The organism is Pseudonocardia sp. ICBG1034 (assembly GCF_020131375.1).
Classification (GTDB): domain Bacteria; phylum Actinomycetota; class Actinomycetes; order Mycobacteriales; family Pseudonocardiaceae; genus Pseudonocardia; species Pseudonocardia alni.
In genome coordinates this window covers 515,377-537,145 of sequence record NZ_JAHLEK010000021.1, presented here as the reverse complement: position 1 = coordinate 537,145, position 21,769 = coordinate 515,377, and the positions used below count along the sequence as shown (strand labels likewise).

Genomic DNA, 21,769 nt, shown 5'->3' with positions numbered 1-21,769 from the left:
GCCGTAGGAGTCGACCGGCTCGGCGCGCAGCGAGGCGATCGCGTATTCGTCGAGGTCGCCGGAGAGCACGATCCGGGTGCCGGTGGCGCCGAGCGCGTCGAGCTGCTCGCGGGCCTGGCGGGCCAGCTCGCCGAGGTCGCCCGAGTCGATGCGGACCGCACCCAGCCCGGGCCCGGCGGCCGCGACGGCGTGCTCGATACCGCGGCGGATGTCGTAGGTGTCGACGAGCAGCGTGGTGCCGGTGCCCAGCGCGGCGACCTGGCTGGCGAAGGCGGCCGGCTCGTCGTCGTGCAGCAGGACCCAGGCGTGCGCGGCGGTGCCCGCGGTCGGGATGCCGTGCCGGGCGCCCGCGGCGAGGTTCGACGTCGTCGCGAAGCCCGCCAGGTACGCGGCCCGGGCCGAGGCCACGGCGGCCTCCTCGTGGGTGCGCCGCGAGCCCATCTCGATGAGCGGCCTGCCGGCCGCCGCGGTCACCATCCGGGCCGCCGCCGAGGCGATCGCGCAGTCGTGGTTGTAGATCGACAGCGCGACGGTCTCCAGGATCACCGCGTCGGCGAAGGTGCCGGTCACGGTGAGGACGGGGGAGCCGGGGAAGTACAGCTCGCCCTCCGGGTAGCCGTCGACGTCGCCGGAGAAGCGGTAGTCGCCCAGGCGCTCCAGGGTCGCCGCGTCGACGACCGGGGCGAGGAACTCCAGGTCGGCGGCGGAGAACCGGAAGCGCTCCAGCGCCTCCAGCAACCGCCCCGTCCCGGCGACGACGCCGTAGCGGCGCCCGTCGGGCAGGCGGCGCGCGAACAGCTCGAAGACGCAGTGGCGTTCCGCGGTGCCGTCGGCGAGGGCCGCCGCCACCATCGTCAGCTCGTAGCGGTCGGTCAGCAGGGCCGTGCCGGTCATGGCCGGGAGCCTACGGCTCCTGTGCCACCATGGGGCGCATGTCCGCGCCGTCCCCAGCGCCGTCCCCGGCGCCCACCGAGCAGGTCACGCCCGACCTGGACGAGTCCGCCGGCCCCGACACGCCGTGGCAGGCCATCGTCTGGAACGACCCGGTCAACCTCATGTCGTACGTGACCTACGTGCTGCAGAAGGTGTTCCACTACCCCGAGGCGAAGGCCACCGCGCTGATGCTCGACGTGCACCACAAGGGACGCGCCGCGGTGTCGGCGGGGGACAAGGACACCGTGGAGGGCCACGTCGCCCAGCTCCACGCGGCCGGCCTGTGGGCCACCATGCAGCGGGCCTGAGCGTGAACGGCTGGAAGCGCAGCGGGCGGGGCGACCGCGTCCGCTACACGTCCGGGTTCTCCGGTGAGGAGGCCGTCGTCCTGCGGGGCCTGTTCGTCGAGATCCGCCAGATGCTCGCCGGTCGTGCCGAGCTCGCGCCCACCGACGAGCTGGCCGAGCTGACCGGCATCCGCACCGGCCCGACGTCGCGGCCGACCGACCGGGTGCTGGCCCGGCTGCTGCCGGACTTCACCACCGAGGACTCCGACCTCGCCGGCGGGATGCGCTCGCTGCACGAGCCGTCGCTGATCGAGGCCAAGGACACCGCCGCGGCGACCGTGCTGGACACCCTGCCCGAGGCGGGCGGACGGCTCGAGCTCACCGAGGCCCAGGTCGACGCCTGGCTGGCCGCCCTCAACGACGTGCGGCTCGCGCTCGGCACCGCCCTCGACGTGAACGAGGACATGCCCGAGCAGCTGCCCGACGACGACCCGCGGGCCCAGCACCTGGGCGTCTACCACTGGCTGACCTACGTGCAGGACTCCCTGGTCCGGGTCCGCGTCCGCGGGCTCTGACCCGCCCGGCCGCCCCTCAGCGGCGCACGATCCGGTCGGTCGACGGCACGGCCAGGCCCGGGTTCGCGCCCAGGTACGCGACGAACGCGTCGAGGTCCACCGGGCCGCCGACCAGCTCGGTCCCGGCGGTGACGGTGTCGAAGCCGTCGCCGCCCGCGGACAGGAAGTTGTTCGTCGCGACCCGGTAGCGGCCGTCGTCGGTGACGGGGACGCCGCCGATGGAGATGTCACCGACCCGGTTCCCGGCCACCACCGTGTAGCGCAGGTTCGACGAGCTCTGCAGGACCGTCGGACCGTCGTCGACGGTGAACTGCTGGTCGAGCACCGCGCGCAGCTGGGCGCCGGTGAGCGTCATGGTCTGCAGGATGTTGCCGAACGGCTGCACGGTGTAGGCCTGCCCGTAGGTGACCCGCCCGCCCGCGCCGGGCACCAGGTCCGCGCGCACCCCGCCGGGGTTGGTCAGCGCGAGCTGTGCGCCGTCGCCGCGCGAGGCGGCGAGCTGGGCGTCGGCGATCACCGTGCCGAGCGGGGACAGTCCCGACGGCGCGGCCGCGCGCAGCAGCGGGCCGGCCAGGGTGCCGACCGGGCGCTCGGCCAGCGGCCGCGACTGCGCGACCGCACGGTCGACGACGTCGGCGACCGCCGGGTCGGGGGCGACGTCGCGGGTGACCACCACGTTGCGGGCGGTGCCGGTCGCGGCGCGGTCCACGTCGCCGTCGCCGGTCAGGGCGAGGTCGACCACCGACAGCAGCCTGCCGAACGACAGGCCCTGCACGAACGGTCGCGGGTTCCCGGCCGGGTCGGTCGCCGAGCACGCGTACTGCTGGTGGGTGTGCGCGGAGAACACCGCGTCGACGTCGGCGGACACCGCGGCCGCGATCCGCGACCCCGGCCCGCCGGGCTCGATCGCACAGGCGTCCGGGCCGCCGTCGCCGGTCGCCTCGTCGCCCTGGTGCAGCAGCAGCACCTGTGCCCGTACCCCCTGCGCGGTCAGCTCGCGCGACGCCGCGTCGACCGCGGCGACCTCGTCGCCGACCTCCAGGCCGCGGATGCCGTCGGGGGAGACCAGGTCGGGCAGCTCGGACAGGGTGGCGCCGATGACGCCGATCCGGGCGCCGCCCGCCTCCACCACCGTCGACGCGGCGAGCGCGGGCTTCCCGCCCTCGGTCACGTTCGCCGACAGGATCGGGAACGACGCGCCGTCGTAGGACGGGGTGAAGCGGCAGCCGTCGACCGGGTGGCAGCCGCCGCGCTGCAGCCGGCGCAGCTCGGTGATGCCCTCGTCGAACTCGTGGTTCCCCGCGGCGGACGCGGCGACGCCGATCCGCTCCAGCACCTCGACGGTCGGCTCGTCGCGGAACAGCGCCGACGCCAGCGGGGACGCGCCGACGTTGTCGCCGGTGGACAGCACCACGCTCGCCGGGGCCTGCGCCCGCAGCGCCGCGACGTGCGCGGCGACGAACGCGGCGCCGCCGGCCTCGACCTGCGCGCCGGCGTCGTCGGTCACCCGGCCCGAGGACCCCGAGGGCGGCTCCAGGTTGCCGTGCAGGTCGTTGAGCGCGATGAGCCGCACCGTGCCCGAGCCGGGCGCGCCCGCGGCGGGGCGGCCCGAGAGCGTCACCGCCTCGACGGTGACCGCGACCGCGAGGACGACGACGAGCACGGCGGCGAGGACGAATCCGACACGGCGACCGGAGGCGGGCACGCAGGGCAGTATGGACGCACCCCTGCACGGGAGGCCGTGGCCGGGATCACAGAACGTGGTGTCGGGTGCGTGAACGGCCGGTTCCGGCCCGGCGGGTGTTCGGTCCCGCGGCCGGGGCCGCGTATCCTCGGGTCGTGCTCGTCCTCCGGTCCGACCTCGTCGATGCGATCGTCGCGCATGCCCGCCGGGACTTCCCGGTCGAGTCGTGCGGGCAGCTCGTCGGTCCCGAGACCGGCGAGCACCCCGAGCGCTACGTGCCGATGACCAACGCCGACGAGGTGGCGAGCGACTTCGCCTTCGCCCCGGCCGAGGACATCCGCCTGGAGCGCGAGCTGGACGCGGCCGGTGAGCGCCGCATGCTCGTCGTCCACTCCCACACGCGACTGCCGCGGCGGCCGGTGGCGCACACCGGTCTGCCCGAGGCCTACCCGTCGCCCAAGGACGTCGCCCAGATGGAGTGGACCCCCGACCAGCACTGGCTGATCGTGGGCCTCGCCACCGCCGACGCCGAGCCCGAGGTGCGCTCCTACCACCTCGCCGACGGCGAGGTCGTGGAGGACGAGCTGGCGGTCGTGGAGTCCTACATGTTCTCCCACACCGGCTCCGACGACGTGCCCGACCGGGCCTGATCGACCCTCTCGCGCACCCGCGCCGGAGGTCGCGCGGGAATGTCGCCGTACTCCGGCCGCGTTGTCGCGCGTGAGAAATCCACGCCAGAGCGACCCACCAGGAGTGATCACCGAGATGGCCGTCTCCGTCTCCATCCCCACCATCCTTCGCACGCACACCGACGGTGAGAAGACCGTCGAGGCGAAGGGCGACACCGTCTCGGCGGTCATCGACGACCTGGAGTCGCGGCACAGCGGCATCAAGGACCGTCTGATCACCGACGGCAAGCTGCACCGCTTCGTCAACATCTACGTCGACGACGAGGACATCCGTTTCGCCGGCGGCCTGGAGGCCCCGGTCACGGAGTCCTCCACGTTCACGATCCTCCCGGCCGTGGCCGGCGGTCGCTGAGCCCCACCGGACCCCGGCACCGGGCGGCGTCCCCGCCCGGTGCCGTCGTGTGAGGAGAACCCGTGCGTTACGACTCGTTGCTGCACGCCGTCGGCGACACCCCGCTGGTCGGGCTGCCGTCGCTGTCGCCGTCGGAGGACGTGCGGCTGTGGGCGAAGCTGGAGGACCGCAACCCCACCGGCTCGATCAAGGACCGGCCCGCGCTGGCGATGATCGAGGACGCCGAGAAGCAGGGGCTGCTCACGCCCGGCTGCACGATCCTGGAGCCCACCTCGGGCAACACCGGGATCTCGCTGGCGATGGCCGCGAGGCTCAAGGGCTACGAGATCATCTGCGTGATGCCGGAGAACACCTCCTCCGAGCGCAGGCAGCTGCTCGCCATGTACGGCGCGCAGATCATCTCCTCGCCGGCGGCGGGCGGGTCGAACCAGGCCGTCGCCGTCGCCAAGCAGCTCGCCACCGAGCACCCGGACTGGGTGATGCTCTACCAGTACGGCAACCCGGCCAACACCGATGCGCACTACCGCGGCACCGGCCCGGAGATCCTGCGGGACCTGCCGTCGATCACCCACTTCGTCGCCGGGCTCGGCACCACCGGCACCCTCGTCGGCGCCGGGCGCTACCTGCGCGAGCACAAGCCCGACGTGCAGGTCGTCGCGGCGGAGCCCCGGTACGGCGAGCTCGTCTACGGCCTGCGGAACCTCTCGGAGGGCTTCGTCCCGGAGCTCTACGACGAGACCGTGCTGACCGGACGGTTCTCGGTCGGCTCCTACGACGCGCTGCGCCGCACCCGCCAGCTCGTCGAGCAGGAGGGCATCTTCGCCGGGATCTCCTCCGGCGCGATCCTGCACGCCGCACTCGGCGTCGCGAACAAGGCGCTCGACGCCGGGCAGCGCGCCGACGTCGTCATGATCGTGTGTGACGGCGGCTGGAAGTACCTGTCCACCGGCGCGTACTCCGGTGACCTGGGGACCGCCGCGCAGGGCATCGACGGGCACCTCTGGGCCTGAACCGGGCACAACGGGCATAGCGGGCGGCCGAGCCGGTACCGTGGGTGACATGACCGCACTCCCGGACGGCCGCCCCGCCCGCGTGCTGCCGCCCGCGCCGGTGCGCGCCGCGGTGATCATGCTGGCGTTCACCGCCGCGCTCTACGCGATCGAGGCGGTCGACCAGGCGTCCGGCGGGATGGTCGACGCCGCCGCGGCGATCTACCCGCGCAGCACCGACGGCCTCGCCGGGATCCTCACCGCGCCGCTGCTGCACGGCGACTGGGCGCACCTCGCCGCCAACAGTCTGCCGTTCCTGATCTTCGGGTTCCTCGCCATGTCCGGCGGTCCGGTGCAGTGGGTCGCGGTCACCGCGACGATCTGGGTGATCAGCGGGCTGGGGGTGTGGCTGACCTCGCCGCTGCCGGTGCTCGGCGCCTCCGGCATCGTGTTCGGCTGGTTCCTGTTCCTGCTCACCCGCGGCTTCCTGGCCCGCAACGGACGGCAGATCCTGCTCGCCGTCGTGCTGTTCCTCTTCTACGGCTCGATCCTCTGGGGAGTGCTCCCGTCGGACCCGATGGTCTCCTGGCAGGGGCACCTGTTCGGCGCGATCGGCGGCGTCGTCGCCGCCCGCTGGGTCGCGAAGGCCGACCGCCTACCCTCCTAGGGTGTGAGCGACGCGCCCGGTATCGACGCCCCGATCGGCATCTTCGACTCCGGGGTCGGGGGGCTCACCGTCGCCCGCTCGGTCATCGACCTGCTGCCCGCCGAACAGATCGTCTACGTCGGCGACACCGCGCACAGCCCCTACGGGCCGCGCCCGCTCGCCGACATCCGGCGCCTCGCGCTCGCGATCGGCGACGAGCTCGTCGACTCGGGGGTCAAGGCGCTGGTCATCGCCTGCAACTCCGCCTCGGCGGCCTGTCTCGCCGACTTCCGCGAGCGCTACCCGGTCCCGGTGGTCGAGGTCGTCCGCCCGGCGGTGCGCCGCGCCGTCGCCACCACCCGCAACGGCCGGATCGGCGTCATCGGCACCGCCGCGACCATCGCCTCGGGCGCCTACGCCGACGCCTTCGACGCCGCCCGCGACACCGAGATCACCTCGGTGGCCTGCCCCCGGTTCGTCGACTTCGTGGAGCGCGGCACCACCAGCGGACGCCAGGTCCTCGGCGTCGCCCAGGGCTACCTGGAGCCGCTGCAGCGCGCCGGGGTCGACACCGTCGTCCTCGGCTGCACCCACTACCCGCTGCTGTCCGGGGTGCTGGAGATCGTCCTCGGCCCGGACGTGACGCTGGTGTCCTCGGCCGACGAGACCGCCCGCACCCTGGTCCGGACCCTGCACGCGCACGACCTGCTGCGCGACGACACGACCCCGCCCGCGCCGCACCGCTTCCTCGCCACCGGCGACCCGGAACCCTTCGCCCGGCTCGGCCGCCGCTTCCTGGGTCCCGAGATCGGCTCGGTCGTGGGCCGCGCGGGCGCCGCGCTCCCGTCCGCCTGACCACCGGCCGCGACGGGCGGGTCCTCCGCGCCGCACCGGGAGCGGGGGGTAGCGTTCCCGCCGTGATCGGAACGCTCGTCCTGGTGATCACCGTGGCGCTCTCGGCCACCGCGCTGTTCGGGCTGGTCACGACGGCGCTGAACCGGCCCCCGAGCCGGGTGCACACCGTCGCCGTCGGGATCTGTGTGGCGCTCATCGTCGTGCAGGCGGCGATCGCGGCGTACCGGGTCCTGCTCGGCGGGGTCACCCTGCCCGAGCAGTCGACCTTCCTCATCTACCTCGCCGTCGCGGTCTGCGTCCCGGTGATCGCGCTGCAGTTCGCCACCGCCGAGCCGAGCCGCTGGGGCGGCGCCGTGATCGCCGTCGGCGCGATCGGGACGCTCGTCGCCGTGCTGCGCCTGCAGGGCCTGTGGATCCCGGGGGTGCCCGGTGCCTGAGCCCCGCGCCACCGCCACCGGCCCCGGGCGCATCCTCATCGCCGTCTACGGCATCTTCGCGCTCTCGGCCTCGGCGCGGGCCGGCGTGCAGATCGCCGAGCGCTTCGGTGAGGCGCCGCTCGCGTACTCGCTGTCCGCGCTCGCCGGCTTCGTCTACATCCTGGCCACCGTCGGTCTGGCGGGCACCGGCCCCGGCTTCCGCCGCCTCGCCTGGTCCGCCGTGGTCTTCGAGCTCGTCGGCGTGCTCGTCGTCGGCGCGTTCACCACGTTCGTCCCCGCCGACTTCCCCCGCGAGACGGTCTGGTCGCACTTCGGCGCCGGCTACGGCTTCGTCCCGCTGGTGCTGCCGTTCGTCGGGCTCTGGTGGCTGCGGCGTACCTCACGAACGGGTTAGGGTCGCGCATGCGGCTGATCGTTCTCGGGTGCTCCGGCAGCGGCCCCGGACCCGAGTCCCCGGCATCGGGCTACCTCGTCGAGGCCGGGACGACCCGCCTCACGCTCGACCTCGGCAACGGCACCCTCGGCGCCCTGCAACGGCACGCCGACCCGTTCTCCCTCGACGCCGCGGTGTTCAGCCATCTGCACCCCGACCACTGCTCGGACTTCCCGTCGCTGGTGGTGCACCGTCGCTACCACCCCCGGCCCCCGTTCGACGCGACCGCGCGCAAGCTGGCCGTGCACGCCCCGGCCGGTGCGCACACCCGCTTCGCCCGCGCCGACGCCGTCACCGAGGCCGACTACGCCCGCACCGATCTCACCGACGTCTTCTCCTTCCACGACCTCGTGGTCGGCGAGCCGTTCACCGTCGGCACCGGGGACGACGCCGTCACCGTCACCGCGTACGAGGTCGTGCACGTCTGCCCCGCCTACGCGCTGCGCCTCGAGCACCGCGGCCGGGTCCTGACCTACTCCGGGGACACCGCAGCCTGCCCCGGGCTCGTCGAGGCCGCCCGCGACGCCGACCTGCTGCTCTGCGAGGCCAGCTGGCCGCACGCCGAGGCCGGGCCGCCCGGGGTGCACCTGTCCGGACGGGAGGCGGGCGAGCACGCCGCGGCCGCCGGGGCCCGGCGCCTGGTCGTCACCCACGTCCCGGCCTGGTTCGACCGCGAGTCCCTCGGCGCCGAGGCCAAGGCGGCCTTCGGCGGGACCGTCGAGCTCGCCCGGCCCGACGCGGTGTTCGAGGTCTGAACCGGCTTCCTACGATGGCCGGGTGACACGAACAGAGGGCAGGGCCGACGGCCGGACCGACGACGAGATGCGGCCGGTGACCATCACCCGGGGCTTCCAGAAGCACCCCGCGGGATCGGTGCTGGTGGAGTTCGGGGACACGAAGGTGCTGTGCGCCGCCAGCGTCACCGACGGGGTGCCGCGGTGGCGGAAGGGATCCGGCCTCGGCTGGGTCACCGCCGAGTACGCGATGCTGCCCTCGGCGACCGACACCCGCTCGTCGCGGGAGTCGGTGAAGGGCAGGATCGGCGGCCGCACCCACGAGATCTCCCGGCTGATCGGCCGGTCCCTGCGCGCCTGCATCGACCTGCGCGCGCTCGGCGAGAACACGATCGCGATCGACTGCGACGTCCTGCAGGCCGACGGCGGCACCCGCACCGCGGCCATCACCGGTGCCTACGTGGCCCTGTGCGACGCCGTCACCTGGCTCGGCGAGCAGGGCAAGCTGTCCGATCCCAAGCCGATCTCCTGCCAGGTCGCCGCGGTGTCGGTCGGCGTCGTCGACGGCCGCGTCCGGCTCGACCTCCCCTACTCCGAGGACTCGCGGGCCGAGGTCGACACGAACGTCGTCGCCACCGAGACCGGCACCCTCATCGAGGTCCAGGGCACCGGCGAGGGCGCCACGTTCTCCCGCTCGACCCTCGACGCCATGCTGGACTCCGCGCTCGCCGGGATCGCCGAACTGGCGCGTCTGCAGGTCGAGGTGCTCGCCGCGCCGCACCCGAAGATCGCCGCGCAGGCCGCCGCCGACGTCCCGGACACCGCGGGGGAGGGCGAGGCGTGAAGATCCTGCTCGCCACCCGCAACGCCAAGAAGCTCGTCGAGCTGCGCCGGATCACCGAGGCCGCCGGGCTCTCCGGGGTGGAGATCGTCGGGCTCGCCGACGTCCCCGAGTTCCCGGAGGCCCCCGAGACCGGCGCGACCTTCGCCGCGAACGCGCTCGCCAAGGCCCGCGACGCCGCCGCCGCGACCGGGCTGCCCGCGATCGCCGACGACTCCGGCATCACCGTCGACGCCCTGAACGGCATGCCGGGCATCTTCTCCGCCCGCTGGTCCGGCCGGCACGGCGACGACGAGGCCAACCTGCGGCTGCTCCTCGGGCAGACCACCGACGTCCCCGACGAGCGCCGTGGCGCCGCGTTCGTGTGCGCCGCCGCGCTGGTGACGCCCGACGCGGCCACCGCAGGCCCCGACCCCGCCCCCGGCGACACCGACGGCACCGACGGCCCGGACGCGGAGGCCTCCGTGCCCGGGCGCACGGTGGTGCACGGGACGTGGCGCGGCACCCTGCTGCGCGCCCCGCGGGGTGAGAACGGCTTCGGCTACGACCCGATCTTCGCCCCGGAGGGCGACGACCGCTCCTCGGCCGAGCTCAGCGCCGAGGAGAAGGACGCCGCCTCGCACCGGGGGACCGCGCTGCGCGCGCTCGTCCCGCACCTGCAGGCGCTGCTCGCCGACGGCTGAGGGACTACTCGGGAGCGGGCTCGGCCAGGACGCGCTGCGCGATCCGGAACGCCGAGTTCGCCGCCGGGACCCCGCAGTAGATCGCGGTCTGCAGGATGATCTCGACGATCTCGTCGCGGGTCAGGCCGTTGCGCCGGGCCGCCCGCACGTGCAGCTCGAACTCCTCCCAGTGCCCGTGCGCGACGAGCGCGGTCAGCGTCACCGCCGAGCGCATCCGGCGCTCCAGCCCGGGGCGGGTCCAGATCTCGTTCCACGCGTAGCGGGTGATCAGCTTCTGGAAGTCAGCGGTCGTCTCGTCGACGCGGCCCAGCGCCGCGTCGACGTAGTCCGAGCCGAGGACCTCGCGGCGCACGGCCAGCCCGTCGGCGTCCAGTTCGGCGGGGTCGATACCCGAGTCGCTCATGGTCGGCAGCCTCTCACGACCGACCGCGGCGGCACGCGCGCCGACCGCGGCCGGCGGCGCGCCCGGAGGTGCCCGGCCACGCGGACGGCCGCGGCCGGTGGCGCACGCGGGGGAGTCCGGTCACGTGCGACGACCGCGGCCGACGGCACCGGCACGGGTCTCGGTACCGTGATCTCCGTGCGGTGGTGGCGGTTTCTGCTGGGCTGCCTCGGGCTGGTGCTCGCGGCCGCACTCGTCGTACTCGTGGCCCGGTCCCTGGGGCTGTCCGCCGTCCCCCGGTTCGGTGAGCTGCGCCGGGCCGTGGAGGCCGCCGGGATCTGGGGCCCGGTCGTGTTCGTGCTGCTCCAGGTCGCGCTGAACGTCCCGCCCTTTCCCCGGACGGTGTTCACCGTGTCCGCCGGGGTGCTGTTCGGCGCCCTCGGCGGTGCGGCGCTGACCCTGTTCGCGACCGCGCTGTCCGCGGTCGTGGCGTTCGCGCTCGTCCGGGCCACCGGCGGGCGGCTCGTCGCCCGCTACGCCGGCCACCCGCGCGCGGTGTGGGTGCGCCGCAGGCTCGACCACCACGGCGTGCTCGCGGTGACGTCGCTGCGGCTGATCCCGATGGTGCCGTTCGCGGTGCTCAACTATCTGTCCGGGCTGTCCCAGGTGCGGTTCTGGCCCTACCTGGTCGGCACCGTGATCGGGTCGGCGCCGAGCACCATCGCCGTCGTCGCGCTCGGCGACGCCGTGACCGGGCACGTACCGCCGGCCCTGCTGCTGGTCTCCGGGATCTGCGCGGTGCTCGGTCTCGGCGGGGTGCTGCTCGCCGCACGGCGGCCGCTGCCGGACGAGGCCGACGGCGTCGCGCCCGGAGGCGCGGAGCCGGCCGGGACCGCGCCGCCCGCCGGGTGAGGCGGGCGACGCGACGCGTGCCGGCGGCGGGATTCGAACCCGCACTGTCACGGTTCTAAGCCGTGCCTCTCTGCCAGTTGGAGTACGCCGGCTAGTTCTTTCGGCCGCACCACGTCTCGGTGAGTGAGTGGCAGTTGGAACACAGGATACGAAGGTTCTCCAGCCGGTTGTCGGTGTGGTCGCCGTTGATGTGGTCGAGCTCGAGCGGTGCGGGCCTGCTCCGCCACTCGGTCAGGCCGCACTGCTCGCACCGCGCGGCCCTGAGCCCCTCGGCGATCAGCCTGCGCCGCAGCCCCGCGCTGCCACGGTGGTCCGAGTCCCGCACCAGGATCGTCGAGAGCGGCCGGACGGGCCGCCGCCCGGGGAACGTCCGCCCCCGGGCCCAGGCCCGGCCGGTGAAGTGCGAGGTGTCCAGTCCGAGGGTGCGGATGTGGGACCGCAGGAACCGGTGCATGCCACCACTGGGGCGGTAGCCCAGTCTGCGCATCACCTCGGCGAGGGAGACCGAGCTGCGGACCGCGTCGGCCAGGTCGTCGTCGGTCCAGTGGTGACGTCGGCGGCCCTCCACCGGGCCCGGCAGGTGGCTCGCGTCGGCGCCCACCCGTGCGATGTGGGCGCGCAGCCGGTCGTGGCGACCCGGGCGCAGTCCGAGGGCCCGGCACACCTCGGCCATGGTCCGCGACGCCGCCACCGCCGCGACCAGCTCCTCGTCGGTCCACCGGCGGGCGCGGGGCACGTCCGCTCACCCCGCGCCCGCCGGCCGGACGGGCATCAGACCTTCCAGTCCCGGCGCAGCTTCGCCACGTGCCCGGTCGCCTTCACGTTGTACTGCGCGTCGACGATCGTGCCGTCCTCGCCGACCAGGAAGGTGGAGCGGATGACCCCGGTGACCGTCTTGCCGTAGAGCTTCTTCTCGCCGAAGGCGCCCCAGGCGGTGAGGACCTCGCGGTCCGGGTCGGACAGCAGCGGGAAGGTCAGCTCCTCGTCGTCGCGGAACCTCGCGAGCTTGGCGGGCTTGTCCGGGGAGATGCCCAGCACGTCGATGCCCGCGCCGTTCAGCTCGGCGAGGTTGTCGCGGAAGTCGCAGGCCTCCTTCGTGCAGCCCGGGGTGCTCGCCGCCGGGTAGAAGTAGACGACGACCTTGCGGCCGCGGTAGTCCGCCAGGGAGACGGCCGTGCCGTCGGCGTCGTCGAGGGTGAAGTCGGGGGCGGTGTCGCCCGCCTGCAGCCGTGTGCTCATGACGATCAGCGTGCCACCCGTGTCCCCGCCCCCGGCGTCGAGCACGCGGTCTGTGGACGGACCGTCCGGTTGTGGACGGAGTGGGCTCAGGGCTCCCCGGCGAGCCGTTCCAGCCGTCGCAGCTGGCCGTCGAGGTAGGGCCGTGCACGGCGCAGGCCGCCGCGTTCGGCGATCGCCGCGGCGAGCGAGCGCAGCGTGCCGAGCACCGCGGGCAGGTCCGGGTCCCAGCCGCGCCTGCGGCATTCGGCGAACCAGTCCGCGGGGCTCGTGTGACCGCGGGCCCGGTTGCAGCGACCGCAGGCGACGACCTCGTTCTCCAGCCACGACGGTCCGCCCTTCACCTTCGGGACGAGGTGGTCGGTCGTGGCGCGGACCGGTCCGGTGCAGTCGCGGCGGCACCATACACAGTGCCCGCCGTCGCGGAGCGCGGCCAGCGCCAGGCGCTGCGCGCGCCCGGGCTGGGCGGGGGAGGGGGTCACGGAACGGTCAGAACGCGTAGCGGATGCGCAGCCACGGTGCGTGCCGCTCGACGAGGCCGCGCAGTTCACGCACGCCGCGGGCCTTCACAGTGTCCCGGTAGCGCACGTTCCACATGCCGTTGCCGCTGCGCTTGCCCTGCTGGATCGCGGGTCGCCACAGCACCTCCTCCGCCCGCGGGTGCCAGCCGAGGTTCACCTCGTGCAATCCCTCGTTGTGGGTCAGCAGGATCACCTCGGCGGCGGCCTGCGCACGGAACGCGGGGCCGGTGACGTCGCCGATCCGGGTCAGGAGCTCGGCCCAGTCGGCCTGCCAGCCCTCGCGCAGCACCACCGGGGACAGGTTGAGGTGCACCTCGTAGCCCGCGGCCACGAAGTCGTCGATCGCGGCGATCCGCCGGGCGACCGGGGTGGTGCGCACGTCGAGCAGCCTGCTGTCCCGTTCGGGCATCAGCGAGAACCGGATGCGGGTGCCGCCCTGCGGGTCGAGGCCCAGCAGCTCGCGGTTGACGTACTTCGTCGCGAAGCTGGCCCGCGCGCCGGGCAGATCCCGGAAGCAGCCGACCAGGTCGGCCACGTTGTCCGAGAGCAGCGCGTCGACCGCGACGTCGGAGTTCTCCCCGATGTCGTAGACCCAGTCGGTGTGGTGGACCTGGTTCGGTTCGGTCTTGGGCCCCTGACGCCGCACGTGCCCGCGCAGGTAGCGGACGATCCGGTCGATGTTGGTGAACACGGTGACCGGGTTCGCGTAGCCCTTCTGCCGGGGGACGTAGCAGTAGGCGCAGGCCAGCGCGCAGCCGTTCGCGGTGGAGGGGGCGATGAAGTCCGCGGAGCGGCCGTTGGGGCGGGCCGAGAGCGACTTCTTCTCGCCCAGGACCAGATTCTCGGTCTTGACCCGGACCCAGCGGTCCACGTTGCCGGCGTTGCCGTGCAGCGCCTCGATGTTCCAGTGCGAGGCGACCTCGACGATCTCGGCGTCGGGGAACGACAGTGCGACCTGCTGTCCGCGCGGCGACGCCAGCGCGTCCGGTTCGGCCCAGATCCGGCGGATGTCGAACAACTGTTCCACACTCACCGGTCCAGCCTCGCAGGATCGTGCGGGTACCGCCCGGCGACCGTCCGCGGCACCCGAATCGGCGGCGCGCCGTGGGCGGGCGCGCGGACCGGCCCGTGCGGTGGCTACGGTGTGGGCCACGCCGCTCGCGGTGCCCGGACGTCGGTGTCGGGGCAGCGTCGGGCGCGAGCAGCAGGAGTCCCGGGCGCGGACGCGTACCGGCCGAACCGGAGGTGGACGTGGTGGCCCGCGACCCCGAGAACATCCAGCGCGAGATCGAGAAGACCCGGGACGCGCTGGCCGAGAGTCTGGACGCCCTAGCGGACCGGGCGAACCCGAAGAACCTCATCGAGGGCGGCAAGGAGCAGCTCGCGGAGCGGCTCGCCGACCCGAAGGTCAAGTACTCGCTGATCGCGGTCGGCGCGCTGGTCGGGCTGGCGATCGTCCGCTCGATCCTCCGCTAGACCGCCCGCACGCCACGCCCGGCCGGTGCCCGCACCGGCCGGGCGTCCGTGTGTCAGGACAGCGAGTCGCGCAGCTCCAGCGTCGCGGCGCGGTCGGCACCCTCGGCCAGCGGGCGGCGGTAGCGGGCGACGAGCCGGGCCGCGCCGAACCCGGCGACGGCGACGAGGTCGTCGCCGCGCAGGTAGCCGAGCACGGTGCCCTTCACCGGGCCGTCGTCGAGACCCTCGCCGTGCAGCGGCAGCAGCGAGTCCGCGCGGTCCGGCCGCCCGACGAGCTGGATCTTCATGCCGAACTGGTCGGACCAGAAGAACGGCACCGCGGCGGGCGGCGGGGTCGTGCCGGTGATGTCCGCGGCGACCGCGGCGGCCTGGTCGCTCGCCGAGGTCCAGTGCTCCAGCCGGGTGCGCTCGCCGGTGTCCGGGTCGGTCCAGGCGGCCGCGTCGCCCGCCGCCCACACCCCCGGCAGCCCGTCGACCCGGCCGCGGTGGTCGCACGGGATGCCGTCGGCGACGTCGACGCCGGTGGCCTCCAGCCAGCCCAGGTCGAGCATCCCGCCGACGCCGACGACGATCTCGTCGGCCGTCACCGTCGACCCGTCGGAGAGCGTGGCGCCCGAGTCCGTCAGCTCCGACACCGACACCCCGGTGCGCAGGTCGACCCCGGCGTCGCTCATCAGCCGGGCCACGACCGCACCGGCCTGCTCGCCCAGCAGCCGTGCCATCGGCACGGTGCCGGTCTCGACCACGGTGACCGTGACGCCCCGATCCCGGGCGGTGCTCGCGACCTCGGCCCCGATGAACCCGGCACCCACCACGAGCAGCGACGACGCCGCGGCCAGCGCGTCGCGCAGCTGCTCGGACTCGTCGACGGCGCGCAGCAGGTGCGCGGAGTCGGGCTGGTCGTCGAGCACCCGGGAGGTGACCCCCACGGCGAGGACGACGGCGTCGGCGTGCAGCACGGTGCCGTCGTCGAGTTCGACCTCGGAGCCGTCGGCCGGGTCCTCGGCGGGCCGCAGGGCGACCGCGGAGCGGCCGAGGTGGGTGCGTACGCCGAGCTCGTCGAGGTCCTCGGCGGTGCACAGGTCGACCTTGGTGCGCTCCCACTCACCGGCCAGGAACTGCTTGGACAGCGGCGGGCGATCGTAGGGGAGGTGCTCCTCGGCCCCCACCAGGCTGATCCGGCCCTCGTAACCGTCCCGGCGCAGGTTCTCCACCGTGCGCAGTCCGGCCAGTCCTGCGCCGACCACCAGCACGTGTTCCGGCACGCTCATCTCCTACCTCCCCGCTCCGGGCCCGGACGGTATGCCGGTCCCGCCCCGATCCTCGCGGACGGGGCACGGCGCCGCCGCGCGGCCCGGGCGTCAGAAGGTGCGGTCCTCCGGGTCGAGCCGGTTGCGCAGCCGGGACAGCGTCTGCGCGAGCAGCCGGGAGACGTGCATCTGGGAGATGCCGACCTCCTGGGCGATCTGGGTCTGGGTGCGGTTGCCGAAGAACCGCAGCATCACGATGGTCCGCTCGCGGGGCGCCAGTTCGGCGAGCAGCGGGCGCAGCGACTCGCGGTAGTCGACCCGGTCGAGCTCGGCGTCGGCGTCGCCGACCAGCTCGCCGACGGTGGCGCTGCCGTCCTCCGACGACAGCATCTCGTCGAGCGAGGAACTGCGGTAGGCCTCGGCGGCCTCCAGGCCCTCCAGGACCTCGGCGACGGGCAGGTCGAGGTACTCGGCGAGCTCCGAGGGCCGGGGCGCGCGACCGAGGGTCTGGGACAGCTCGGACACCGCGCCGTTGATCGACACGTGCATGTCCTTGAGCCGTCGAGGCACCCGCATCGACCAGCTCTGGTCCCGGAAGTGCCGGCGTACCTCACCGGAGATCGTGGGCACGGCGAACGAGAAGAACTCACCGCCCTTCTCCGGGTCGAACCGGTCGATGGCGTTGATCAGCCCGACCGTCGCGACCTGCACGAGGTCGTCGAGGGGCTCGCCGCGGTGGTTGAACCGGCGGGCGATGTGCTGGGCGACGGGCAGGTAGCCGGTGACGAGCTGCTCGCGCAGCCGTTCCCGGCGGGGGTCGCCGTCGTCGAGACCCGCGTACTGCTCGAGCAGCGGGGTCAGGTGGGCGTACTGAGGGTCCGACGTCACGTCACAGCCCGTGACCCGCGAGCTTGTGCAGGCGGATGGTGAGGGTCGGGCGCCCGCCGTCCTCCTCACCGGACTCGACCGCGACGTGGTCGGCCAGGGTCTGCAGGACCCGCCAGCCGAAGGAGTCGGTGGGCAGCTGCGCACCGGTGCCGGTCTCGACCCGGGCGGTGACCTCGATCCGCTCGTCGGAGACGGCGAAGGTGCACCGCAGCGGCGATCCGGGGGCGGCCATCGCGACCAGCGTCGCGCACGCCTCGTCGACGGCCATCCGCAGATCGGAGACCGCGTCCAGGTCGAAGTCCGCGCGTGCGGCGAGGTCGGAGGCCACCGCACGGACCGTGGGGATCAGCGCGGGCCGCGCCGCGACCCTGATCTCGACGGTGTTGTCGGTGCCGGCGCCGTGCGCCGTGCCTGCCACGTCCTCCTGGGCCACGCTGACGAGTCCTTTCGTGCGACGGGGGTGTCGGGCCGGATCATGTCGCCTCCGGCGGGGGTGTGCAGGACCGGGTGCCCGCTCAGGCGCCGGGAATGCCCGCCTGGTCGGGCAGGACGGTGAACAGCTGGGCGGACCCGGTGACCTCGAGCGGCCGGAGCACGGCCCGGTTGGTGGCGACGACGAACAGCCGCCGTCCGTCCCGGGCGGCCCGCCGGGCGGTGTGGATGAGCACGCCGAGGCCGCTGGAGGCGAGGAACGTGACGCCCTCCAGGTCCACGGCGAGGTCGCGGCCGTCGCCGTCGGGGGCGAGGTCCAGCAGCTCGTCGAGGGCGGTCTCGAGACGCGGTGCGGTCAGGGTGTCGACCTCGCCGCGCACGGTGAGCACGGTCAGGCCGCTGCGCGGTGAGGAGAAGCCGACGCCGAGGTGGGCGGAGTCGGCGCCGTCCAGCTCGGCGTCCCCGTCCCCCCGGGACGGTTGCGCCGGCGCGGATCCGGGCAGGGTGATCACCTCCGTGTCGGGCGCCGGGCGGCGCGGAAGCGTGGTGGAGCGCCGCCGTGCTCTCGACGGGCAGGTGTCTTCTCGCGCCGCACGACGCACCGGGGTCGCGGCGGGGCCGTCCTGGCCCGCGCCGGGTCCGGTCCACCCACGACAGGAGACCGGGCCCGACGATACCGGCCGGGCTCGGCGGGCCCGGCACGGCGCCTGCCCTTAGGCTCGCCCGGGTGACGCGGTACTCCGATCTCGGCCCCGACGCCCCGGCCGGTCCCCCCGGCGACGCGGTGGACCGGGCCGTCGACCAGGCGGTCGCGACCTCGGTGGAATCCTTCGGGGAGCAGCCGAGCACCCCGGCCATGCCGCACGTGCGCGGCGGGGCGCAGGTGGCCGTCCTGATGATCGACATCTCCGAGCGCCGGATCGTCTACGCCAACACGACCGCGCTGGAGCTGGCCGGTGACCGCCCGGTGCGGCTGCCCGTCGGGGTCCGCGAGTGGAGCGAGGCCGCGCGGCTGACCGACCTGGACGGCCGTCCGTACACCGGCGAGGGGTCCCCGCTGGCCCGGATCGCCTCCGGCGAGGCGGTGTCCGGCGAGCCGGTCGCGCTGCACGGGCCGGGGCTCATGCCCGACCGCGACGGCGTCCCGGTCCCGGGGGAGGGGGCCACGGCCAGCAGCACCCTGGTCTGGGTGACCGGGTTCGCGCTGGCCGACCCCGGAGCCCAGGGGCAGGGCACCTACGCGCAGTCCTCGGCCACCGGGCCCGGCCGCGCGCTGGCCGTGCTGCTGCCGCTGTCGGACTCCGAGGCCGGCCAGGGCGAGGACCGCGACCGGATGGGGTTCCTGCGCGACCGTGCGGTGCTCGCCACCGAGATGTCGTTCACCATCTCCGACCCGCAGCGTGAGGACGACCCGCTGGCCTGGGTGAACCCGTCGTTCGAACGGCTGACCGGGTACCCCCTCGACGAGGTGGTCGGGCGCAACTGCCGGTTCCTGCAGGGCCCCAACACCGACCGGTCCGCGGTCCGCCGGGTGCGCGAGGCGCTGCGGGAACGGCGGGCGATCACCGAGGTGCTGCTCAACTACCGGCGTGACGGCACCGCGTTCTGGAACCAGGTGTCCATCTCGCCGGTGCACGACGGCGACGGCGAGCTGGTCAACTTCGTCGGCGTGCAGAGCGACGTCACCGAGCGGGTCGTCGTCGAGCAGGAGCGGCGGGCGGCGCTCGCCGACGCCGAGGCCGCGCGGGCCCAGCTGCGGCTGCTGGCCGAGGCGACCACCCAGATGACGACGGCGCTCGACGTGGCCGACGCCTGCCGGCGCTTCTCCCGGATCGTGGTGCCGGAGCTGGCCGACCTGTGCACGGTGGACCTGCTCGACACCCCCGACGGGGCGTCCCGCGAACGGATGGCCGTCGCCGCCCGTGACGCCGACGACGAGGCGCTGCTGTCGCGGTCCGGTCCACTGGGGGCCGTGCGGATCGAGCAGCAGGCCGAGACCGCGGTGCGGACCGGCAAGCCGTACCTGGTGCAGGAGCTGCCCGACGACGGACGCGAGGTCTACCCCGACGACCCGGAGGCGGCCGACGCCTACGAGCGGCTGCGACTGCGGTCGGCGATGGTCGTCCCGCTGCTCGGCCGCGGCCGGGTGCTCGGCCTGGTGACGCTGTCGACGCAGTTCCCCTACGGCCGTCGATGGACCCAGCGCGACCTGCACCTGGCCTCGGACCTCGCGGGTCGCGCCGGGCTGGCCGTCGACAACGCCCGGCTCTACGAGGTGGAGCGGGCCGCGGCGGCGACCCTGCAGCACAGCCTGCTGCCGGCGCTGCCGCAGGTCCCGGGGATGCGGGTCGCGGCCCGCTACCTGGTGGGCGCGGACGGCAACCAGGTGGGCGGGGACTGGTACGACGTGCTGCCGATGCCGGACGGCTCGGTCGGCGCAGCGGTGGGCGACGTCGTCGGCCACGACCTGTCGGCGGCGGCCGCGATGGGGCAGCTGCGCGGCGTGCTGCGCTCCTACGCCTGGGGCGGGGACGCGCCCGGGCCGGTGCTCGACCGCTGCGACCAGCTGGTGCAGGGCCTGGACATCGCCGCGATGGCGACCGCGGTGTACGCCCGGTTCGGGCCGGTGGCCCCCGACGGCGGACGCGAGCTGACCTACGCCAATGCCGGGCACCCGGCGCCGCTGCTGCGCGACCCGCAGGGCCGGCTGCACCGGCTCGACGCGCACCACTCGCCGATGCTCGGCGCGGTGCCGGACTTCGGGCGGGCCGCCGGGGCGCACCGCGGCGGCGCCACGGTCCCGTGTGCCGCCGGGTCGCTGCTCGTGTTCTACACCGACGGCCTGACCGACATCATCGGTGAGGACGCCGACGCCCGCACCGAGCTCATCGAGCGCACGCTGGAGGAGCTGCCGTCCGACGCCGACCCGGAGCGGGTGGTGGAGCGGGTGCTCGAGGTCTGCCTGCCGGACCGGCTCGACGACGACATCGCCCTGCTCGCGATCCGCCTGGACCACCCGGCCTGACGGTCCGGTCGGCTGGACCGTCACTCGTCCGGACCCGGCCGCGCGGAGCGACCCGATCGGCCGCACCGGCCGACCCGATCGGCGGCCGGCCTGCCGTGTCGGCGTTCCCGGCCGGACGAGTCGACCGCTCCGGCCGCGTCGGGCGTCCGGGTTCGACCGTCCGGGGCGTCCGCCCACCGGCGGTGCCCCGCCCGGCGGCGGGCCGGCGCCGTTCGACCGTCCGGCCCATCCGCGCTACCGGTGGGCGGGCCGAGGTCACGGCGGTGTTGCGGTCGGCGCCGTCCGTGGGTTCCGGACAGGGGGTCGTCGCCCGCTCGTGGACCGGGTGACCCCACTCGTCCGTCCGGGTGGGTAATCGACGCCCGAATCGGGGATCCGGGCGTTGTACTCGACGGACGACGACGTGTGGGATCGACGGGGGCGAGCGTGAGGCAGGGGACGACGCGACCACGGAGGCTGGTCGCGGTGGCACTGACCGCGGCCGAGTCCGCCCGTGCGGGGGGCCCGCTCGCGGCGCTCTCCGGTGAGGCGGGGGAGACCGACCTGCTGGTCGTGCGGGACGACCCGGCCCCCACCCGGCGCCCGCTGACACCGGCCGAGGCGCGGGAGCTGCTGGCGGCCGAGGACGACACCGAGGACGTGCCGGTCGAGGCGCTGCCGGTCGAGCGGGTGCGGGTGCACCGGCTCGGACTGCGCTGGGCGGTGCAGGACGGCGACGAGGCGGACCTCGTCGCGGCCCTCTCGGAGCTGGTCGGGTTCGACCCCGACGACGACACCTGGTGCGTGGCCCCGGCCGCCGCCGGGCCGGTGCACGACCCGGAGATCGAGGTGGTCCGCCGCGCGGTGCGCCGCGTCGCCCGGGTCTACGGCCTGCCGGTGCTGCCCTACCGGCCCGCCGGACCCGTCGCGGAGGACGTCACGGAGCCGGAGGCCCTCCCCTCGGCGGTGTGACGCCGGCCGGGCGGCCGGACCGGCCGGGCAGCAGAACGGCCCGCCCGGAACCCGGGCGGGCCGTGCCGGATCGGTGATCCGTCGTCCGTGGTCCGTCAGACGACGGCGGCGAGGCCGGGACCCTGCTCGGCGACGATGCGCTCGGCGTCGCGACGCTCGATGATGGCGCGGCGCTCGGACTCGCCCAGCCCGCCCCACACGCCGAACGGCTCACGGCTGGCCAGCGCGAAGCGACGGCACTCCTGCAGCACGGGACATCCCCGGCAGACCTGCTTCGCGCGCTCGGTGCGACGCGACCGGGAGGGGTTGCGCTCCCCGTCGGGATGGAAGAACACGGCGCTGTCCATGCCGCGGCACGCACCCAGTCGCTGCCACTGCCACACGTCGTCCATCGGGCCGGGAAGCCGGGAAACGTCGCTCACGTGCTCACCTCGTCGCTCGGGGCCCGGGAGGACCGGGTTGGCTCCTCACCCCGGTTCCCGAGGGGGTCCGAGATCAAACCTGCGCGATGCCGGGATCGGTGCTAGCGACGGGCCGTGCGAGGCGTCCCGGGCCGGC

General features: G+C 74.5%; 28 protein-coding genes and 1 tRNA gene. 16 read left to right on the top strand and 13 right to left on the bottom strand.

Going from position 1 to position 21,769, the window contains the following annotated elements; all coding sequences use genetic code 11:
* A partial coding sequence (gene pncB, locus KPF22_RS24110; RefSeq protein ID WP_224403356.1) for a nicotinate phosphoribosyltransferase occupies positions 1-894 on the bottom strand: 894 nt, incomplete at its 3' end.
* 38 nt (positions 895-932) lie between these two features.
* On the opposite strand from pncB, the gene clpS reads away from it, so the two are divergent.
* Entirely contained in the window at positions 933-1,241 is a 309-nt protein-coding gene (clpS, locus tag KPF22_RS24105) for an ATP-dependent Clp protease adapter ClpS (RefSeq protein ID WP_060710877.1), read from the top strand.
* 2 nt (positions 1,242-1,243) lie between these two features.
* Positions 1,244-1,795, top strand: coding sequence for a DUF2017 domain-containing protein (locus KPF22_RS24100; RefSeq protein WP_062400754.1), 552 nt, complete (start codon positions 1,244-1,246; stop codon positions 1,793-1,795).
* A gap of 16 nt (positions 1,796-1,811) precedes the next feature.
* On the opposite strand, the gene KPF22_RS24095 is transcribed toward KPF22_RS24100, so the two are convergent.
* Positions 1,812-3,500 (bottom strand): bifunctional UDP-sugar hydrolase/5'-nucleotidase, encoded by a 1,689-nt coding sequence (locus KPF22_RS24095; RefSeq protein ID WP_224400908.1) that lies wholly within the window; start codon positions 3,498-3,500, stop codon positions 1,812-1,814.
* Between the two features lie 134 nt (positions 3,501-3,634).
* On the opposite strand from KPF22_RS24095, the gene KPF22_RS24090 reads away from it, so the two are divergent.
* The 10 genes from KPF22_RS24090 to KPF22_RS24045 all read left to right on the top strand — a co-directional run bounded on the left by KPF22_RS24090 (position 3,635) and on the right by KPF22_RS24045 (position 10,138).
* Complete coding sequence (locus tag KPF22_RS24090) at positions 3,635-4,129, top strand: M67 family metallopeptidase (protein ID WP_100880863.1); 495 nt, start codon at positions 3,635-3,637, stop codon at positions 4,127-4,129.
* A 115-nt stretch (positions 4,130-4,244) separates the two neighbouring features.
* Positions 4,245-4,520, top strand: a complete 276-nt coding sequence (locus tag KPF22_RS24085) for a MoaD/ThiS family protein (protein WP_062404265.1) — start codon at positions 4,245-4,247, stop codon at positions 4,518-4,520.
* A 62-nt stretch (positions 4,521-4,582) separates the two neighbouring features.
* Positions 4,583-5,530: a PLP-dependent cysteine synthase family protein gene (locus KPF22_RS24080; RefSeq protein ID WP_208825044.1), complete on the top strand. Its 948-nt coding sequence runs from the start codon at positions 4,583-4,585 to the stop codon at positions 5,528-5,530.
* Between the two features lie 49 nt (positions 5,531-5,579).
* Positions 5,580-6,176 carry a rhomboid family intramembrane serine protease gene (locus tag KPF22_RS24075; protein ID WP_208825042.1) on the top strand — a complete coding sequence of 199 codons (597 nt, stop codon included), beginning with the start codon at positions 5,580-5,582 and terminating at the stop codon, positions 6,174-6,176.
* Positions 6,177-6,179: 3 nt separating this feature from the next.
* On the top strand, positions 6,180-7,010 hold the full coding sequence (gene murI / locus KPF22_RS24070; RefSeq protein ID WP_062400757.1) for a glutamate racemase: 831 nt from the start codon (positions 6,180-6,182) through the stop codon (positions 7,008-7,010).
* A 62-nt stretch (positions 7,011-7,072) separates the two neighbouring features.
* On the top strand, positions 7,073-7,447 hold the full coding sequence (locus KPF22_RS24065; RefSeq protein WP_073576167.1) for a hypothetical protein: 375 nt from the start codon (positions 7,073-7,075) through the stop codon (positions 7,445-7,447).
* On the top strand, positions 7,440-7,841 hold the full coding sequence (locus KPF22_RS24060) for a hypothetical protein (RefSeq protein ID WP_208825040.1): 402 nt from the start codon (positions 7,440-7,442) through the stop codon (positions 7,839-7,841). The genes KPF22_RS24065 and KPF22_RS24060 overlap by 8 nt, the downstream gene beginning before the upstream one ends.
* An 8-nt stretch (positions 7,842-7,849) precedes the next feature.
* A complete protein-coding gene (locus KPF22_RS24055; protein WP_208825038.1) occupies positions 7,850-8,635 on the top strand; it encodes an MBL fold metallo-hydrolase in 786 nt (261 codons plus the stop codon).
* Positions 8,636-8,657: 22 nt separating this feature from the next.
* A complete protein-coding gene (rph, locus tag KPF22_RS24050; RefSeq protein WP_224403355.1) occupies positions 8,658-9,458 on the top strand; it encodes a ribonuclease PH in 801 nt (266 codons plus the stop codon).
* Positions 9,455-10,138 (top strand): non-canonical purine NTP pyrophosphatase, encoded by a 684-nt coding sequence (locus KPF22_RS24045; protein ID WP_224403354.1) that lies wholly within the window; start codon positions 9,455-9,457, stop codon positions 10,136-10,138. Before rph ends, KPF22_RS24045 begins: the two co-directional genes overlap by 4 nt.
* 4 nt (positions 10,139-10,142) lie before the next feature.
* On the opposite strand, the gene KPF22_RS24040 is transcribed toward KPF22_RS24045, so the two are convergent.
* Positions 10,143-10,541 carry a carboxymuconolactone decarboxylase family protein gene (locus KPF22_RS24040; RefSeq protein ID WP_208825034.1) on the bottom strand — a complete coding sequence of 133 codons (399 nt, stop codon included), beginning with the start codon at positions 10,539-10,541 and terminating at the stop codon, positions 10,143-10,145.
* 177 nt (positions 10,542-10,718) lie between these two features.
* On the opposite strand from KPF22_RS24040, the gene KPF22_RS24035 reads away from it, so the two are divergent.
* A complete protein-coding gene (locus KPF22_RS24035; RefSeq protein ID WP_208825032.1) occupies positions 10,719-11,432 on the top strand; it encodes a TVP38/TMEM64 family protein in 714 nt (237 codons plus the stop codon).
* An 18-nt stretch (positions 11,433-11,450) separates the two neighbouring features.
* On the opposite strand, the gene KPF22_RS24030 is transcribed toward KPF22_RS24035, so the two are convergent.
* The 5 genes from KPF22_RS24030 to KPF22_RS24010 form a co-directional block, all read right to left on the bottom strand.
* A tRNA-Leu gene (locus KPF22_RS24030) sits at positions 11,451-11,524 on the bottom strand.
* Positions 11,524-12,168 (bottom strand): HNH endonuclease, encoded by a 645-nt coding sequence (locus KPF22_RS33315; RefSeq protein ID WP_224403353.1) that lies wholly within the window; start codon positions 12,166-12,168, stop codon positions 11,524-11,526. The genes KPF22_RS24030 and KPF22_RS33315 overlap by 1 nt, the downstream gene beginning before the upstream one ends.
* A 35-nt stretch (positions 12,169-12,203) precedes the next feature.
* Positions 12,204-12,671 carry a thioredoxin-dependent thiol peroxidase gene (gene bcp, locus KPF22_RS24020; protein WP_208825028.1) on the bottom strand — a complete coding sequence of 156 codons (468 nt, stop codon included), beginning with the start codon at positions 12,669-12,671 and terminating at the stop codon, positions 12,204-12,206.
* An 86-nt stretch (positions 12,672-12,757) separates the two neighbouring features.
* On the bottom strand, positions 12,758-13,150 hold the full coding sequence (locus KPF22_RS24015; RefSeq protein ID WP_161151331.1) for an HNH endonuclease signature motif containing protein: 393 nt from the start codon (positions 13,148-13,150) through the stop codon (positions 12,758-12,760).
* A 7-nt stretch (positions 13,151-13,157) separates the two neighbouring features.
* Complete coding sequence (locus tag KPF22_RS24010; protein WP_224403352.1) at positions 13,158-14,222, bottom strand: spore photoproduct lyase family protein; 1,065 nt, start codon at positions 14,220-14,222, stop codon at positions 13,158-13,160.
* Positions 14,223-14,443: 221 nt separating this feature from the next.
* On the opposite strand from KPF22_RS24010, the gene KPF22_RS24005 reads away from it, so the two are divergent.
* Positions 14,444-14,665, top strand: coding sequence for a DUF3618 domain-containing protein (locus KPF22_RS24005; RefSeq protein WP_208825024.1), 222 nt, complete (start codon positions 14,444-14,446; stop codon positions 14,663-14,665).
* 53 nt (positions 14,666-14,718) lie between these two features.
* Here KPF22_RS24005 and KPF22_RS24000 read toward each other — a convergent pair whose 3' ends face one another.
* The 4 genes from KPF22_RS24000 to KPF22_RS23985 form a co-directional block, all read right to left on the bottom strand.
* Positions 14,719-15,936 (bottom strand): NAD(P)/FAD-dependent oxidoreductase, encoded by a 1,218-nt coding sequence (locus tag KPF22_RS24000; protein ID WP_208825022.1) that lies wholly within the window; start codon positions 15,934-15,936, stop codon positions 14,719-14,721.
* A gap of 90 nt (positions 15,937-16,026) precedes the next feature.
* Positions 16,027-16,803, bottom strand: a complete 777-nt coding sequence (locus KPF22_RS23995) for a SigB/SigF/SigG family RNA polymerase sigma factor (protein WP_208825020.1) — start codon at positions 16,801-16,803, stop codon at positions 16,027-16,029.
* Position 16,804: 1 nt separating this feature from the next.
* Complete coding sequence (locus tag KPF22_RS23990; RefSeq protein ID WP_208825018.1) at positions 16,805-17,236, bottom strand: ATP-binding protein; 432 nt, start codon at positions 17,234-17,236, stop codon at positions 16,805-16,807.
* Between the two features lie 82 nt (positions 17,237-17,318).
* Entirely contained in the window at positions 17,319-17,747 is a 429-nt protein-coding gene (locus tag KPF22_RS23985) for an STAS domain-containing protein (protein ID WP_178374162.1), read from the bottom strand.
* A gap of 215 nt (positions 17,748-17,962) precedes the next feature.
* Here KPF22_RS23985 and KPF22_RS23980 point away from each other — a divergent pair, with 215 nt between their 5' ends.
* Together KPF22_RS23980 and KPF22_RS23975 are read left to right on the top strand one after the other, a co-directional pair.
* On the top strand, positions 17,963-20,260 hold the full coding sequence (locus tag KPF22_RS23980; RefSeq protein WP_208825016.1) for a SpoIIE family protein phosphatase: 2,298 nt from the start codon (positions 17,963-17,965) through the stop codon (positions 20,258-20,260).
* A gap of 465 nt (positions 20,261-20,725) precedes the next feature.
* The gene (locus tag KPF22_RS23975) at positions 20,726-21,211 is read left to right on the top strand and encodes a hypothetical protein (protein WP_208825014.1); all 486 of its coding nucleotides are present in this window, start codon (positions 20,726-20,728) and stop codon (positions 21,209-21,211) included.
* A 95-nt stretch (positions 21,212-21,306) separates the two neighbouring features.
* On the opposite strand, the gene KPF22_RS23970 is transcribed toward KPF22_RS23975, so the two are convergent.
* The gene (locus KPF22_RS23970) at positions 21,307-21,633 is read right to left on the bottom strand and encodes a WhiB family transcriptional regulator (protein ID WP_060710891.1); all 327 of its coding nucleotides are present in this window, start codon (positions 21,631-21,633) and stop codon (positions 21,307-21,309) included.
* Positions 21,634-21,769: the final 136 nt, after the last annotated feature.